A 17,647-nucleotide genomic window follows, 5' to 3' on the forward strand; every position below is an offset into this window, starting at 1 on the left:
TCTCACCCCTTTATATTTACATTTCCCGAAACGTTTTTAGTAAAATGAAATTTTCCTTTTAGTTTAACAAGGAGAGTTATAATCATTAGAATACTTCCAATAGGTACAGAAAGAGTTACCAAAGAATAGCTAAGAGAAAGATTATTAATCATTCTTTCTGAATTCTCAACACTTAATAGAATTCCGTAATACCCTAAGAAAATAAGAAATGCTAATACAAATATGTTCATTAAAATTTCTATCCCAAAACTTAATTTCCTTGGGAGTTTTTTTGTAAGAAAATCAACACTAATGTGCTTTTCTTCTCGCAAACAACGGTTAGCGCCTAAGAAAATTGCCCAAACAAATAATAATTGTGCAAATTCAACGGACCAAGAGATGGGGTATCCTACCCATCTCATGGCTGCAGCCAAAAAGACAAAAATTACAATACCGATCATGAGAAAATTTGTGATAAAATTTTCAGCCTTCACATATCCTTTAGCAATTTTTTTATCATAGTATCACTCTCTATTTTCCTAGTATTTTATTAACCTCTTTACGTAAATCTTGGTATCCATCAAACTTGTCATAAACCTTATCCGTCGCTTTTTTAAACGGTTCAATGTCTACTTCATTAACTTCTACACCAGCATCTATTAATTTTTGTTCAAAATCTGCTGACATTTTCAAAATATTATTAGATGCAACCTCTGCTGCTTTAATTGACTCTTCATAAATGATTTCTTGATATTCCTTTGGAAGACTTTCCATCCAGTCTGCTGAAGTAACAAGACCCGTTAATAACTGGAAATGACTTGTTTTAGTAATATAACCAATAACCTCTTGTAAGTTGGCACCAAAGGTAGCGGAATGATGTGCTTCTGCAGCATCGATAACACCTTGTTGTAGACCTGGATACACTTCAGCCCATGCTAAGCCAACAGGACTAGCTCCCATAGCTGATACAGTTTCTAGCGATATAGGTGATCCTGCTGTTCTCATTTGAATGCCTTTAAGATCTTCTGGTTTTTCAATTTTTTTGTTTGTTAATAGGTGACGATCCCCTTGATACCAGTTAAAAGACAGAACTTGCAGATCTTGTTCATCTGCCAACCTTTGTTCCCAACCTTTAAATAAATCTGACTGTACAACTTTATTAGCTTCTTCATAACTATCAACTAAATACGGTGCTGATAATATACCAATTTCATGGACCATCTCCGCTAATCGACCAGCATCTGTTAGAACTGCTACATTTGCCCCTACCTTTGCTTGTTCAATAATGTCACTATCTTCTCCAAGTGAACCTCCTCCAAAAATCTCAAACACTACTTCACCATTTGTTTTTTCTTCAACACTTTCTTTAAGTGCTACCAATCCTTGATAAATAGGGTCTGATTCAGTCAATGCTGTAGCTATTTTTAAAGTGTACTCACCTTTCTTATCACCGGACTCAGCACCATCACCTGCTACTTGATCACCTTTACATGCAGATAACAATAACATGGAAAGAATAAGTAAAACTGAAAATACCTTACCTTTAACATTCATCTCCTATTTCCCCCTGCCATTTTATTTTTACGTAGATCATTTACTACATTTTCAACCTCAATATAAAGCGCTTACAATCTAATTGAAAAAATTTATTATTTAAAATACTGGCTATATTCCTTCTTCAAGTCATCTTGTTCAAATAGCATCTTCGTTAAATGTTCTTCCATGGCTTTTTCCGCTAATTCAGGATTCCTCTCTTCTATCGCTGTAATGATGGTTTGGTGCTGAGACAATATTAATTCCCAATTATAATTAGCGGCCAAACTTAACATTCTAAATCGGTTTAAATGAGCATTCATTTGTTGAATAACATTCCAGATAAGTGGCCTACCACTTTCAGTTGTTATCGTGTGATGGAATTCTTCATCCAGTTCGTATAACCTTGTATAATTCTTTTCTTCCACACACAATATTTGCAAACTGAGATTATTTTTAAGTTTTAAAAGATTTTCACTTGATAATTTATAGCAAGCTTCTTTCACTGCTGCTCTTTCGAGATGTTCTCTAATAAACCTTGCTTCTTCTACATGTTTCAAATCAATTAGTGAAATGTATGTACCTCTTTGAGGATAAACCTCAAGTAAATCTTCTTGAGCTAATTTTACAAATGCTTCTCGAACCGGCGTTCTACTAACATTGATCATTTCAGAAATCTCTTTTTCTGAGATACTTCTTCCAGGTTCTAGCTTGAGAGAGATAATGTTTTCTTTTAATACTTCATATACATAGTCTCTTGTTGAGTAATTGTTAACTTTATGTTTCGCACTAATGTCTAACATTTAGATTTTAGCCCTCCTTTTCTTTACGACCTTATATTACCACACTACCATACAAGTATGGTAGTGGTTTTTTTAGAAAATATTTATTTTTTTAAAATAACGAATTGTTTATTATTCCCTGAAAATATTATTCTTTTGACTATACTATTCTAGTAAATAACTGGTGATAATAAAAATAACTTTTCTTAGGAAACAAACAATAGATTTGATATTGTAGAAAATTTTCCTTTCTCTTTAAATAACTCAAAATAAAATGGTTATATAATTAATTTTCTTTAGTATTTAATACTAGATATTTAACCCACTTTTCTATGTAAAATAAAAAGAAGATGAGTACCCTCATCTTCTTTTCCAAGATATTTAGTTCTAAGCCCGAATTAAAACCTCATTTTCCCCGCTCAATTTCCATTTCTAATAAAGCATTGCTGAGGCTTTTTCCATGTGTATCAATCGCAAGTGATGTTGTCACACCTCCCATTAAACTTTCTTCACATACGAAGTTAAATGCTTTGATGTTGGGTAGCTCATACCTCGTTACTTTACCCTTTACAATATGCTTTAGGTGGTCTTTCACTTTTTCTGCTGTGACACTAGAGGAGAGCCATTCGTAATCGTCCTCTTTGTAAGGAATCAACGAGATGTTAAGTGTATTGCCTTTGTCTCCTGAACGGCTATGAGCGATGTCTATTAATTTTATTTTTTCCATTACTTTCACCCCCAAATCTCTGTGTTTACGGTAATCTCTTCTCGATTGATATAGGTGGAGACAATTCCAATGACCTCTTCGACTCTTTTTCTTGCGCCACCTCCAGCGGCAGGTCCATTCGTATATAAGGCTTCCACTTCATGACCAATTGTTTTCGCTTCTTCTACAGTCCCGCAAAGAGCGGCCACTCGTACTCGTACTTCATATGGTCGATAGTTACCGATCTGTCCATGATGAAGAGAAGATACGCCAATCAAATCTGTCTTTAAGTCAGGAAAACTTTTTAATAGTCTTTTTTCTAAAATATCCTGAGCTAATTCCCCTCTTTCTAATGCAGAAATTCCTGCAAAAGAAATTTCTCCCTCTCCTAAAAAACCTGCGTGATAGCCAACTGAAACCTTGAATGTATCTGGCTTTCTTTTTCCGGATGCTCCAGATACACGGACTTGGTCTTTTCCAACCTCTTCTAGTTTTGCTGTGGAAAAATTAGCAATACAATCAGGAGTGATATAATTTTCAGGGTCATGAACTTCATATAATAATTGTTCTTTTACTGTTTGTAGACAAATGGTGCCACCAGTATTGTCTAATTTTGTAATCGTCGCATTGCCATTAGGTTCAATTACTGCATAGGGAAACCCTAGATTTTCAAGTCCTTGAACATCTTTTCGTCCAGGGTCAGCAAAATAGCCTCCTGTAATTTGTCCTGCACACTCCAATAAATGACCTATTAACGTACCTTGACCTATCAATTCATAGTCTTCAAGATTCCATCCATAATGATGTACGATAGGAGCTAGAAATAGGGATGGATCTGCGACTCGTCCTGTAACAATTATATCAGCCTCTGTTTCTAACGCAGGTAACAATGAATCAATGCCAAGATAGGCATTAGCAGAAATAACAGGTTCATAATCTCTAAGTCTTTTACCAGATTCGAACACTTTGTAATTCCCATTTATTTTCCCCAATACATCATCGCCTGTTACTGTAGCGACCTTGCATGTCAGATTCATTTCTTTAGCAATCTCAATTATTTTCTTTGCAGCCCCAGTTGGATTGGCTGCTCCCATATTCGTAATCAAACGTACATTCATTTTTAATAAAATAGGCAGCAAAATTCGAATTCGCTCCTCAAGATATTCATTGTATCCATGGGATGGATTTATTTGCTTTTGTTTTTGTGATAAAGCGATTGTACGCTCAGCCAATCCTTCTAAAATAAGATAATCCAGATTTCCTTCTTCCACTAGTGCCTTGGCAGGTTCAATACGGTCTCCTGCAAAGCCAGCTCCAGAACCAATTCGCAACAAGATAAACACTCCTCAATTAAAAAATAGAAATCGCACCAGTTAAAAATGCAACAATCGTCATCACAATCGTTGTACCAAAAGCCCATTTAAATATAAAACGTTGATGATCTCCAAGTTCTACACCCGCTAAACCAATTAAAAGGAAAGTAGAAGCCGTAAGAGGACTCAATGGAAAACCGGTGGTCATTTGTCCTAAGATTGCTGCACGTCCTATCTCAACTGAAACCACTCCAAAGGCACTGGCTGTTTCACTTAAAATCGGTAATACACCAAAATAATAAGCATCTGGGGTAAATACTAAACTAAGAGGCATACTGGTAATTGCAACAAGCAGCGCCATAAAAGAGCCTGTGCTATCTGGAATTACACTGACCATAGCGTTGGCCATGGCTTCAATCATTCCGGTTCCGGATAGGACACCTGTAAAGATACCCGCTGCAAAAATGATGGTAACTACTGTCACCATGCCGTTTGCCTGTTCAGTGATTCGGTCTTGCTGATCCTTTGGCTTTGGATAGTTCACAATAAGTGCAATAGCAAACGCTACCATAAAAACGATTGGTAAAGGTAGCCAGACTTTCACAAGGGCAACTAGAGTTAAAATTGTTAACAAAAGATTGAACCAATATAATTTTGGTCTTTTTATGCTTAATTCTTTTTCACTTAGTTCCTGGTTAAATTCATATTGGAGTTCTTTTACTCCAATGCGTTCTCTTTCTTTCTTCCCTAATAAATAACTAACAAATAAGACCCAAATCAGACCAGCAATCATTGCAGGGATAACCGGTGTGAATAAAGTATTGGCCTCGACGCCTAATGCACTTGCAGCACGCGCAGTTGGACCGCCCCATGGAACCAAGTTCATGGTGCCCGCACTAAGTGCTACAACACCTGCAAGTACCAGACGACTCATCCCCAAACGATTATAAAGTGGAAGTAAGGCAGGAATTGTAATTAAGAAGGTAGAAGCACCAGAACCATCAAGGTGGGTCACCATTCCTATAACCGCAGTACCGATTACTATTTTTAAAGGGTCACCTTTAACCATTTTTAAAACATTAGAGATAATTGGATCAAATAATCCTACACTATTCATTAATCCAAAAAACAAAATAGCAAATGCTAGCATGATTCCTGTCGGAGCAACCCCGGAAACCCCATCTAAAATCATACTACCTAGATTCCCTCGCTCACTTGTAAATAATCCAAATACGATTGGAACCAAAATTAAAGCAACAATCACAGAAACTCTTTTTGATAGAATGAGATACAAAAAGATTGCGATCGTTAAAAAACCTATTAATGCTAACATTAAAAGCCCCCCTCTTTTTTACAACGCTTACAATAATAATGTAATTGTTGTGCTACCTAATACCTCTTCTAAAATATAAGGTATTGTTTTAAAACGGTTGTCATTGTTTAACGAATCTAAATTCTTACCGTTTAGAGAAAAAGACTGTCGAAACAATCCTTTTCTCTTGAATTTCTCTAAAATCAACCCTACTGTTATTTGTTAACCTGTTTAAAAACCCACTCTATCATTTCGCTATTTTCATACGCAGGTACCCATGAACCATGATTGTAGCGAAGTTCTGCTTCGTATTCTGTATAAATAGGGCTTCCGCCAGCATTTTTGATTGCTTCAATCATATCTCTTGTGTGTTCAACTGGAATAACTGCATCGTCTTCAGCATGAAAAGCCCAAATCGGTTTGTCTATAAGTTTATTAGCTTCAGCTGGGTCACCTCCACCTGCAATTGGAACCATAGCCGCAAACAAATTAGGGTATTTGATATTTAAATTAAACGTACCGTATCCACCCTGGGACAAGCCGGTTGAATAAAGACGACTAGTATCAATATTATATTCTTTGATTACGTGTTGAAGAATTTCATGTGCTTTCCCAAGATCCTTAGAATACTCAAATACTTTGCTTAGATTGACTATATTATTAGAATCACGAGTTACCGTGAAACCTCCGTCATGAACATTACGGGCTTGAGGTGCTAATACAAAAGCTGGATGTTTGGCCTGATTTTCAGGAGCAGCCCAAATGATAGCGCCATCATTAGACAGAAGTTGCTTTTCATTATCCGTTCCACGCTCTCCCCCACCATGTAAAAACAATACTAGAGGATAAGATTCAGAAGTGTCATAATGCTCCGGTACAAAAAGTCGGTACGGCATTCCATCATACGTAAAGCTTAAAAATTTATTAGCAATGGATGCTCTTGTTTCAAAAGTAAATGTAAAAACAGCAATCTCACTTCGGGTTTTACCTTTGCTACCAGCTAAAGCTTTACTATTTACGTTACCACGAACGGCTATTGCTTTAATTACCGTATCTTCCTCTACTAGTATTGGCTCAGAATAAACTTGACCATTATTTATTGGATCGCTTCCATCGGTCGTGTAAAAAATTTTAACATTCGGTGTAGGTGAACTTAACTCAACAAGTTGAGCTCTGTAATAAGAACCAGGCGCAACAGACGATACCGGCTTAGCAACCTCCCCTTGATTCCCCTTAGCAAACGTATTTAAGCTAAAGAAAGACAATAAAAGCAACGTGAATACCAATGAAATGATCAATTTTTGAAAAAGACTTTTCTTCAATATCTCAATACCTCCCAATGAAAGTTTTTTGATATTTAATCGAAACTAGTCCTCCCTTCTTGTTTACTTACTTAATCATATTTAATGCAACTTTCGTGCCAAATAAAAAAAGCCCTAGATTACAAGGCTTAAGTATCTATACTAAGTTTGTTATTTCTAATTTTTTAGAAACCTATTGTTTAAAATGTACCTTCATTCATTGAAGAATAAGGTTTCTAAAGAGCTAGAAACATATTTGCTCGGATTCTTAGATATTAGAAATTATAGATTATAGATTTATTTGTAGTTTTGACATTTTATTATATAAAGACGCTAATGAAATTCCTAATTTATTTGCTGCTGCCTTCTTGCCTTTTACCGATAACCCAGTTTCTTGAAGCACAGCCAATATTGCTTTCCTTTCTGTTTCTCTTAACAATTCTTCTAAAGATTGATGGGATTGTGGCTTTCCTTTTTGATGTTGAAAGAGGGATTTAATGGTTTCTGGAAGATTTTCGAATGTTATAACATCATGTTCAGCCATGTTCATTGCGTAATGAATCGTGTTTTTTAACTCTCGGATATTCCCTGGCCAATCATACTGCATTAGCGTTTTCATAACCTCTTCTTCAATTTTAAAATGTGCGTATTCACTCTGGATATTAATTAGGGAAGAAACAAACTTTGGAATATCATCCCTTCTCTCTCGAAGGGAAGGTACAGCAATATGCACCGTGTTAATCCTGTAATATAGGTCCTCCCGGAAACGATCTTTTTTTACCATATTTAATAAATCCTTATTAGTTGCTGCAATGATACGTACGTCAATATGTTCTTCTTTTAATCCGCCTATTTTTCTAAAACTCCCCTCTTGTAACACCCGAAGCAGTTTAGCCTGAAGGTCGATTGGCATGTCCCCTATTTCGTCAAGAAATAGTGTTCCTTTATTTGCAAGCTCGAATAAACCAACCTTCCCGTACTTCTTTGAATTCGTAAAAGCACCTTCTTCATAACCAAACAATTCGCTTTCAAGAAGAGAACTCGGAATAGCAGCACAATTCACAGGAACGAAGGGATATGCCTTTCGTGAACTCGAATGATGAATAGCTTGAGCGAATAGTTCCTTTCCTGTTCCTGATTCTCCCGTAATTAAAACATTTAAGTCAGTTGGAGCTATTTTCTTGGCTTGTTTAATAACCTTTTTGAATCGTAGATTTTCCCCAACCATATTTGAGAATGTATATTTTACTTGATGAATACGGCCTATCGCCTTCTCCAATTGATTGATACGTTGTTTATTTTTCCTTAATTCTAACGATAACTGATATACCTCAGGTACACTTTTACAAACAGATACCCCTCCGATGATTTCACCATTTTCATAAATGGGAGCCATATCAACTACATACTCCAGGTCCTTTTCTTTTCGGAATACACCTTCGCGGGACATTCCAGTTCTTAGTACCGTTGGTAATAGTGCACCAGGACGAACTTCAGTAAGAGGTCTACCAATGATTTGTTCTTTTCTTACACCTGTAATATTTGTATACTCCTCATTTACTAACTGAACAATTCCATCTTTGTCGATCACTAAAATCCCATCATGAACCGCCTCAATAATTCCTTCAAGCCATCCGATCCTATTACTTACATCTAGCACTTGAACAGCTCCTTTATTCACCAACAAGTATTGTATTTTTATGAATTATCAAAATTATATGCTATTTATTTAGGATGTAATAGGAAAAAACCAATTTTCTCCGTAAAATATTATAAAAATTTGGAAAAGAAAGCTACTTTATCACACCGAGGTGCAGCCCTTTTTTCCTGAATTGGGATTTCCTGTCTAGTTTGCCTGAACTAGGGAGAATATACTGTTTGAGAAACAAGTTGATCAGATGCTTTTTTCAAACTGTCTAATTATAGACTTTTTGGGTACTTATCATATTAAGAGGTAATGTAATCTGAATATAATCCAATTACTATTAATATTACACCAATAGAAAAGTGAATCTTTTACTCCTTAATCCCTGTCTTTTCAAGAAACCATATGACGATTCCCATTATTCCTAAATAAATAAACCACGGTAGTTTCTGGGTGAAGGGAAAAAACTGATAAATCGCTGATATCATTCCAAAAACAAAGAGTATTAACGATATACGAAGTTTCCATCTCATAATCTCACCTCAACATGTTATGTCATTGATATTCTTCAAATACATTAACATAAAAAGGAAATACTCTCTTTGTGTAAATTCAAAACATTTACAAAAAAGGACATAATAAAAAGCCCAATTCCCCAATACCTCTGAGAAATTAGGCTTTAGATTTACCAAATGCTCACCAATTGCATTTGTAAAATACCATCTTCCTTCTTGTAAAGATCGGAAAATCAATCTTCTACTTTCAAATAGGAAACATACACAATTCTTATTTACTTTCTCTACTCGTTTCCGCAAATTCTAGTATACTACCATTTGTCTCAATGACTTGTTTATACCAATAATAGCTTTTCTTTTTGATGCGGCGGAGATCGTGCGTTCCTTCTTCATGTTGATTCACGTAGACAAATCCGTAGCGTTTTTGGAAACCATTTAGCCAGCTTAAAAGGTCTGTAAATGACCAGGTGCAATATCCTAACATATCCACGCCATCACTAATAGCTTCTTGAACTGCTTGAAGATGTGCGTGCAGATATTGAATACGGTACTCATCATTTATGATATCGCCTTCTACAAGAGTATCATACTCGCCTAATCCATTTTCACTGATTAAGATTGGCAACTGGTAGCGATTTGTAATGCGGCGAAGGGCTATTCGCAGTCCAGTTGGATCAATGGTCCAATCCCAATTTGTGCGTTCGAGATTTTCATTTTTGATTGTTTTATAGAGACCAGGTACACCGGTGTCTTGGGAACTGCCCTTTTTTCCGGATGTATTCATTTTACCTGAAGACACGCCATCTAATGTGTTCTTTTCAAAGGTTGTCGTTTGGTAATAATTTAATCCCATGAAATCAGGTGTACCTTCTTTTAATAAGTCAAGGTCGCCACTCTCAAGTGTTGGAGCCACACCCTTTCGTTCTATGTAATCCCACGCAACTTTAGGGTATGTTCCCCACGCATAGATATCCATCCACCAATGAGCATTAAACTCTTCCGCATTTTCTGCGGCAAGGACATCGTCTGGATGAGAGGTCGCAGCATAGGATGGAGAGTATGCGAAACTTGGACCAATCTTGCCATCTGGTACATAGTTTCGGAACTCTTTAATCGCACTCGCATTTGCAAGATTTGCGTGATGATTCACTTGATAGAACAGTTTCTCATCCTTTACGCCTGGAGGGTGAAGGGCTGTTCGATATCCAAAACTAGTAAAAATGTTTTGTTCATTCAAGCTCACCCAGTACTTCACTCGGTCACCAAAATGCTTAAATAAGGTAACGGAATAGTTGGTGAAGTCTTCGACTATCTTACGAGATTCCCAACCACCGTACTCATCTTGAAGCGCCTGTGGTAAATCCCAGTGATAGATAGTTAGAATCGGTTCAATATTATGTGAAAGTAGTTCATCAATTAAATCACTATAGAACTGGATGCCTTTTTCATTGACTTCCCCTTTGCCTGTAGGAAAAATTCGACTCCATGCAACGGAGAACCGGTAGGCTTTCAACCCCATTTCCGCCATCAGACGGACATCTTCTTTATACTGATGGTAATGGTCGACTGCAGTATCACCTGTCGTCCCTTTAAACGTTTTACCAGGAATTCGAACAAAGTTGTCCCAGTTAGAGGGACCCTTTCCATCCTCATCCCATGCCCCTTCTACTTGATAGGCTGCAGAGGCAGACCCCCATAAAAATGTACTAGGAAATGGCTTTAACTCCTTATGTATCAACGTATTCCCTCCTTATCATTTAAACGAACAACTGGATGTGCTGATTCTCTTTGTAAAAAATGGCATAGCGCTCCAATTAAATTTGAGTCATTACCAAATTGGCTTGGATAGATTTGTATGTCGATACATTCGTCATTTGGTTTCATCACCTTAAGTTTTTCATTAATTTGATCAATGAAACCTTCCCGCTTACTAATGGCACCTCCGATTAGTATCTTTTCAGGATCAATGATGTATTGCAAATTATAAACCCCGACTGCCAAGCGTTTAATAAACTTATCAATTTCATCTTGTACTTCGAGGTCGCCCTCATCCGCCATTTCAAACACTTTAAGCCCATCAAGTGTATGTGGATCTAGGTTTTTACGCTTTGCTACCTGCATAACTAAGCCAAACGTAGCGGCAAGCGAACTCCAAGTTTCCCCGATTGGCTGATTCAAATAGTCTTCGAGAATCATATAGCCAAATTCACCGCCGAATAGATTCTTGCCACGTCGTACTTTTTTATCAAGGACAAGTGCTCCGCCAATTCCAGTGCCAATCACAATACAAATATAGTCATTGACATCTTTCGCAGCACCAATCCAGCCTTCCGCTAACCCTGCACAATTCGCATCGTTTTCAAGCTCGACCGGAAGTTTCGTTCGTTCTTGGATTAATTCCTTTATATTGGGACCATGTATATATGGAATCGCCGTAAATCCTTTAATATATCCAGATTCCACATCTACAGCACCAGGCATACTTAAGGTGATGCCACGTAGAACATGACTTTTTTGAAATTCCTTCACCACTGAATCAATCGCATCTATAAAAGAGTCAATGCCATCTTTTGGTGTTGGAAGAAAAGACTTCTCCAAAAAACCACATCTTTCATCCATAAGGGAATATTTGATTGTGGAACCACCAACATCAAAAACTGCATAATAGTTCACCGTAACCCCCCCTTACACCTCATCCATTCTTGTTGTTCTTCTTTTTCTACTAAATTCAAGTCGAGATAATCTGAATTTACCAGAAGGCTTTCTTCGTGCCACACGAATCCCTGACGATCACTTCAGAGTCTGTAAACACAGGTTTTAATTTTGATTTTCCCTCAATTAAATCATTTAACATATAAGCGGAAAGCTTTCCGATTTTCTCCTTCTCCTGTTTCACAGTACTCAAGGCAGGATCACTGTATCGGCAAGCCGCAATGTCATCACATCCAACCACTCTTATATCACGTGGAACTTGTAATCCAGCTTCTTTAATAGCCCTGATTGCACCTAATGCCATTAAGTCTGATGCAGCGAAAATAGCTTCTGGATAATTCTTCGAACTAAGTATTTCCTTCATGCAACGATAACCACTTTCCTCATTATAGTCACCGTATTGGATCCACTCGTCTCTTTTCTCAAGACCAAACTGATTAATCGCATTATTAAAACCTTCCAACCGGTAATTCGAAATGACAGAATCTCTCATTCCGCCGATAAAGCCAATTTTCCGAATCGAATTCAAATAAAAATGTTCAACCACTTTTCGTGATAAATTCTCATTATCTGTTATGACATAGCTAGCCCTGGGTCCTGTCAATTCAATATCGATTCCTATACAAGGGAAACCGCTTTCCGCAAGCTCATAGGTCGCATCCTCTACTTTTTCACCTGCAATAATTAAACAGCCATCCACGTTAAAATGCTTGCATCTAGCTAAATAACTGCCTTGATCTTGTAGAAAATGTTCGTTGGAAAACATTAAGATATCGTACCCTAGTAATCCAATATTTTTCTTAAAGGTTGAAATTACCTCATTGAAATAGGGATGCGTCATATCAACATTGATCTTACCAGCATAGATTAGACCAATCAGATTGGATTTTTTTGTTGCTAGTGCACGAGCTGAAAAGTTAGGCGCATACCCCATATCATTAATAACCGTCAGGACCTTACTTTTTGTTTTCTCACTTATCCCACCGTAATTATTGATCACCTTTGAAACGGTTGCCTGAGAAACTCCTGCCATTTGTGCAATGTCTTTTATCGTTAAACTCATCGTGTTATCCCTTCTATTCCGTTAAAAATCTTCCTACTGCTAGATTACTAAGAGTTACAGAGTGAAACAATAGCTTGGCAGGAAAATTCATGATTTTACGGACCCCTCCGTAATACTTGAAATAAACAATCGGTTAAATAATAAGAAAATAATTAATAATGGAACCGTCGCCCAGAATACACCAGATAAAATCATACCAAAATCAACATTATGCGTATTGCTCAATTGTGCCAATGCAACCTGAATGGTATACATTTCTGGATCACGTAATACTGTAAACTGCCAGAGGAATTCTCCCCAAACGGCTGTAAAGACAATGATACCAAGCGTCGCAAATGCTGGTAAAATAATCGGTAACACAATTCCTCTGTAAATACGGAAGTTCGAACATCCATCTAATTTCGCAGCTTCAATCAATTCATCCGGAACGGCTTCAGTAATATACTGGCGCATCAGAAAGATTCCTAATGGATTTAAAAAGAATAAAATCATAACCCCTGGTAAGGTATCAAGAAGCCCTGCTTTTGAAATTAAGAAATATTGAGGAATTAATCCTAGCTGTGGCGGTATGATCATCGTTACTAAGATGGCAACAAAGAATATGTTTTTGCCTGGAAATTTAAACTTCGCAAACGCAAAGCCTGCTAATGAACTAATAAAGAGTACGACGATTGTAACAACTGCGCACAGTACAAACGAATTCCACATTCCACCGAAGAAGTCAATTTGATTAAGTACCTTCTTAAAATTTTCAACTAGCATTGTTCCTGGTGTTAAAGTTGGAGGAATACTGTTGTATGCAGCACTAGGCCGTGTCGCCATCACGAACATCCAATAAAATGGAAACAAGGAGAGGACAGCCGCAATGAGTAAAAACAAATATACAAGTGTTCTGCTTACGGAAATCTTTTTTCGTTTTTTCTTTGCTACAGTACTCATTTACTGACACCCCTCTTTCTTCCAAAGCCTTGCGTTAATCTAATATTAAGGACAGCAAACACAGAAATGATGACTAACAGTATTATCGCTGTTGCTGAAGCTGTTCCAAATGACTGTAATCGAAACGCATCTCGGTATAGGTACATCACAATCGTCATTGCTTCATCCCTTGTAAAAGCATCCGCACCTAAGAAAACAGTAGGTTCAGAGAATAATTGCATGGCACCAACGGTTGAAGTGAAGACAGTTAGGATGATAAATGGCTTCATCATTGGGATTGTAATATACAAGAGCTGTTGAAACTTATTGGCACCATCGACAGTAGCTGCCTCGTATAAATCATTCGGTATACTTTGAATCCCTGCTAAATAAATGATGGTATTGTACCCTACCCATCTCCAGAACACCATGATTGATATGGCAATTTTCGTTCCCCATTCCGATGCGGCCCAAGCGATAGGATCCAGTCCAAAGAAATGAGTGAGCACATAATTGGCAAGTGAAGATTCATGATTACTAAACAACACACTAAAGATAAGGGCTACTGCCACCATTGACGTTAAATAGGGCATAAAAATCGTGACTCGAAAAAATCCTTTAAACTTAAGAAACGTCATATTTAATAAGTAGGCAAGAATAAGACCAACAATTAATTGTGGGGCCGTACCCATAATCCCCATTACGATCGTGTTATAGACTGATTTCCAAAACAGTGGGTCGGTCAACACGAGTTCAAAATTAGCTAATCCATTAAATGTCATCGGGCTTAACCCGTTCCATTTTTGGAAGGCTAGGTAAAAACTAAATAAAGCTGGGTAAAGCCCAATAATGGCAAAAATGATAAAGAAAGGCGCTATGTATAAATATCCTGAAATCATATCTTTCTTTTCTTCAGATCTGAATTTCTTTTTCCTTACGATTGGTACATTATTGATTGATACTTTCTTACTGATTGGATTCATTTTCACGCCTCTTTTCTGTTTCAGATAGAATAGGCTACAACTTCTACGTCTGTTCACCATTCACAAGTGTTTATGTGAGGATGGTCGGCCTACTTTCATAAGCCGACCAGATCGTTTGATTATGCTAGTAACGTAGAAGTCTACTAGATTATCGTTTCATTAAATCTTCTGCACGCTTCACAGCAGCTTCCCATTCTTTTTCTGGGTCTGCACCTTCGTTTTGAACATTTTTAAGTGCATTTAAGATTTCATTATGAACCGGGAAGTACTTTTCACCTTTAAATCCAATACCCGCGATATCTTGAGCAGCTTCAGCAAATACTGGAGCAGACGCTTGACCACCGAAGAATTCATCTTGATTTGACTTGAACTCTTCCATATCATAAACAGCATGAGCAGATGGGAATAACCCATGGCTTTGGAAGGATTTCAATTGATTGTCTGGTGATACGAGCCATTCAATAAAATCGTACGCTTCTTGTGCATGTTTTGTTTCGTTTGGCACTGCGATATATGAACCACCCCAGTTAGCTGCAAATTCTGTTGGCAATGTAGCGACTTTCCATTTACCTACAGCATCAGGAGCATTTCCTTCCATCCAGCCTTTTAACCAACCTGCACCTAACTCAGCAGCAAACTCACCCTTATTAACAGCGTTCGCCCACTCAGGACTCCACATTTCATATTTCCCAACGATGCCAATATCATTTAGGTGTACAGCATAGTCGTATGCTTTTTTCACTTCACTATCTGCCCCAAGATTTAATTCATTATCAGGAGTTAAATAAGCTGTCTTAGCAGCATCTAAGTATGCACGGTATGCCATTTCAATACTATCTACAAAAGGCATTCCCGTTTTTTCATTAATCTTCAAGCCAGCTTCTTCAAATGCTTTCGGTGAATTAATAAGTGATGCCACCTCATCTGGATCTGTTGGAAGACCAGCTTGCTCAAATAAATCTGTGCGGTAGTACAACGCTTTAGGACCGATATCCGTTGGAAGACCAAATAAGAAATCGCCATCCGCATTTTCTCCAACTTCCCATTTCCAATCTAAGTACTGATCCTTCACATCATTTGCACCATAATCATAAAGGTTAGCGAATCGATCTTGAGCAACTTTAAAACGGTCAAATTGATCAATTTCAAGCATCGCGATATCAGGTGCGCCACTTCCAGCAGATAATGACGTAAAGAGTGCATCATGATGATCGGCTGTTTCAGATGCTTTCACTTTAATTTTAATGTTTGGATTTTCTTTTTCGTATTCCTTCGCTAAATCTTCATACCCAGTTGCACCAAACGTCCAGAAGTCTAACGTAATTTGTTCCTTTTTCCCGCCATCATCATTTGTACTACTAGACTTTTCAGCATTATCTCCACTACAAGCCGCTAAGGAAAGTGCAAGCATAGATGATAAACCAAGAGCAGCAAATTTTTTCATACGTTTCACGTGAATGCCCCCCAAATAATTAGTATTTACTAAGATTTCAATACTTCTATGATTCGATATAGAGATAAACACCCCCTTATGGTAATAGAATTGTTTTGGAAACCGGTTTCGTAAATAGGTAAAAAAATAATATGTATCCGCTTTCAACTATATATTAATCTCTTAATATGGCAAAATCAAGACATTTTTTAAAAAATTATAAATATTTTTATACTAGATGTTGATTGAAAGGACGTATTTTATTCATTGAGTCTTCGAAAAAACCAGAGTTTTAGCATTAAAATGTATCCATTAGGAAACCGTTTTCTATGATGAGACGAAAGTTAGGATCCACTTCTTTTTTTCCCTCCTCCCACCGATGCTGGTAAAACTTTTTCCATAACAGGCTCCAAAATTTTAATTTTACCTGCCCCTCATGATGGATAAAATAAAGATAGTCTGTCTTGTATATACGCTAAGAATTCTTTTGGCACTTCCCTAATCTTAATGTCCTCACCTAGAAAAAGAAGCCAATTTGCTAGTTCAGTTATTTCTTCTGACAGATGAACATCAATATAAGTCTTTAGAATGGCTGACGTTTGAAAAGGATCCGTATAGGAAAGAGAAAGTTTTAAAGGGTGATATTTTTTGAACTGGGCGATTGCTAGTGGACCAAGTTCAAGGACAAAGTTAATATCTTCCTCCTGTTTCCTGAGTTTTTCTTCTATCTTCTTCTCACTTACTCGTTTTTCCGGAGTGTACGGTTTTACATTTGTGAGCTGGTCGACAGGAAAAATCTTTCGCTTCTCTTCCTTTAACTCAAACCCTTCAATGAGCCAGACACTTTTTTCACGATATAGGTTCAAGAGATATATTTCATAGGATTTAACGACCTTCTCTTCTTCGATGTAAATCAATAAATATCGATCCAATAAAAGATGTTGGATGAGTTGTTCTAACATGGGATGTGGAAGGTCCGAAAGATCTAGTAAGTCGGGATTGTTCGGGTTGGTTCCTTCGAATAGCAGAATTTGATTTAACAAAATAAGATCATCCTGCTGGCTTTCTGAGATGAGGCCAAGTAATTTTTCAGCTAAAGATTGACGACTCTTCAGATACGGCAGTTGTTGATTTCTTGTGGCCATAAAAGCGATAAAAAGTGCTTTAACTTCATCGTTTGTAAAGCGAACCTCGGGAAGGACTGAATTATGCATGACAAAATAACCGCCATCCCTGCCTACCTCAGCGACAAGCGGCATTCCCATAGCCTCAATTTCTCTGATATCCCGAATGGCTGTCGAGCGAGAAATGTTAAATTCACTCATGATTTCAGAAATGGTAAAATGAGAGCGGTTGTTAATATAGCGCATGATGATATTAATCCGTTCAACTTTTTTCATGACGACTCCTAAACAGTATCATTTTTTGACATGGTTTAAGGCTATTATAAACA

Annotated in this window: 15 protein-coding genes; all 15 read right to left on the reverse strand. The window is 37.2% G+C overall.

Features of this window, described 5'->3' with window-relative positions:
* Positions 1 to 2 precede the first annotated feature (2 nt).
* The 15 genes from AC6CHV_RS02330 to AC6CHV_RS02400 all read right to left on the reverse strand — a co-directional run bounded on the left by AC6CHV_RS02330 (position 3) and on the right by AC6CHV_RS02400 (position 17,594).
* Positions 3 to 473, reverse strand: a complete 471-nt coding sequence (locus AC6CHV_RS02330) for a TRAP transporter small permease subunit (protein ID WP_498078004.1) — start codon at positions 471 to 473, stop codon at positions 3 to 5.
* A 37-nt stretch (positions 474 to 510) separates the two neighbouring features.
* On the reverse strand, positions 511 to 1,533 hold the full coding sequence (locus AC6CHV_RS02335; protein WP_341331492.1) for a C4-dicarboxylate TRAP transporter substrate-binding protein: 1,023 nt from the start codon (positions 1,531 to 1,533) through the stop codon (positions 511 to 513).
* A gap of 95 nt (positions 1,534 to 1,628) precedes the next feature.
* A complete protein-coding gene (locus tag AC6CHV_RS02340; RefSeq protein ID WP_341331491.1) occupies positions 1,629 to 2,315 on the reverse strand; it encodes a GntR family transcriptional regulator in 687 nt (228 codons plus the stop codon).
* Positions 2,316 to 2,700: 385 nt separating this feature from the next.
* The gene (locus tag AC6CHV_RS02345) at positions 2,701 to 3,021 is read right to left on the reverse strand and encodes an AtuA-related protein (protein ID WP_341331489.1); all 321 of its coding nucleotides are present in this window, start codon (positions 3,019 to 3,021) and stop codon (positions 2,701 to 2,703) included.
* A 5-nt stretch (positions 3,022 to 3,026) separates the two neighbouring features.
* A complete protein-coding gene (locus AC6CHV_RS02350; protein ID WP_341331488.1) occupies positions 3,027 to 4,334 on the reverse strand; it encodes an acyclic terpene utilization AtuA family protein in 1,308 nt (435 codons plus the stop codon).
* 16 nt (positions 4,335 to 4,350) lie between these two features.
* Positions 4,351 to 5,646, reverse strand: a complete 1,296-nt coding sequence (locus AC6CHV_RS02355) for a citrate:proton symporter (RefSeq protein ID WP_498078005.1) — start codon at positions 5,644 to 5,646, stop codon at positions 4,351 to 4,353.
* Positions 5,647 to 5,840: 194 nt separating this feature from the next.
* Entirely contained in the window at positions 5,841 to 6,947 is a 1,107-nt protein-coding gene (locus AC6CHV_RS02360) for a chitobiase/beta-hexosaminidase C-terminal domain-containing protein (protein ID WP_341331486.1), read from the reverse strand.
* 268 nt (positions 6,948 to 7,215) lie between these two features.
* Positions 7,216 to 8,586 (reverse strand): sigma 54-interacting transcriptional regulator, encoded by a 1,371-nt coding sequence (locus AC6CHV_RS02365; RefSeq protein WP_498078006.1) that lies wholly within the window; start codon positions 8,584 to 8,586, stop codon positions 7,216 to 7,218.
* Positions 8,587 to 9,357: 771 nt separating this feature from the next.
* Positions 9,358 to 10,824, reverse strand: coding sequence for a glycoside hydrolase family 1 protein (locus tag AC6CHV_RS02370; protein ID WP_341331484.1), 1,467 nt, complete (start codon positions 10,822 to 10,824; stop codon positions 9,358 to 9,360).
* Positions 10,821 to 11,759 carry an ROK family protein gene (locus AC6CHV_RS02375; protein ID WP_341331483.1) on the reverse strand — a complete coding sequence of 313 codons (939 nt, stop codon included), beginning with the start codon at positions 11,757 to 11,759 and terminating at the stop codon, positions 10,821 to 10,823. The genes AC6CHV_RS02370 and AC6CHV_RS02375 overlap by 4 nt, the downstream gene beginning before the upstream one ends.
* 76 nt (positions 11,760 to 11,835) lie before the next feature.
* Entirely contained in the window at positions 11,836 to 12,861 is a 1,026-nt protein-coding gene (locus tag AC6CHV_RS02380; protein WP_341331482.1) for a LacI family DNA-binding transcriptional regulator, read from the reverse strand.
* 87 nt (positions 12,862 to 12,948) lie between these two features.
* The gene (locus AC6CHV_RS02385) at positions 12,949 to 13,800 is read right to left on the reverse strand and encodes an ABC transporter permease subunit (RefSeq protein ID WP_121445994.1); all 852 of its coding nucleotides are present in this window, start codon (positions 13,798 to 13,800) and stop codon (positions 12,949 to 12,951) included.
* The gene (locus AC6CHV_RS02390) at positions 13,797 to 14,762 is read right to left on the reverse strand and encodes a carbohydrate ABC transporter permease (RefSeq protein WP_341331481.1); all 966 of its coding nucleotides are present in this window, start codon (positions 14,760 to 14,762) and stop codon (positions 13,797 to 13,799) included. The genes AC6CHV_RS02385 and AC6CHV_RS02390 overlap by 4 nt, the downstream gene beginning before the upstream one ends.
* 148 nt (positions 14,763 to 14,910) lie before the next feature.
* Positions 14,911 to 16,215: an extracellular solute-binding protein gene (locus AC6CHV_RS02395; RefSeq protein WP_498078007.1), complete on the reverse strand. Its 1,305-nt coding sequence runs from the start codon at positions 16,213 to 16,215 to the stop codon at positions 14,911 to 14,913.
* Positions 16,216 to 16,628: 413 nt separating this feature from the next.
* Positions 16,629 to 17,594: an HTH domain-containing protein gene (locus AC6CHV_RS02400; RefSeq protein WP_498078008.1), complete on the reverse strand. Its 966-nt coding sequence runs from the start codon at positions 17,592 to 17,594 to the stop codon at positions 16,629 to 16,631.
* Positions 17,595 to 17,647: the final 53 nt, after the last annotated feature.

The organism is Ferdinandcohnia sp. GQ5, assembly GCF_059759275.1.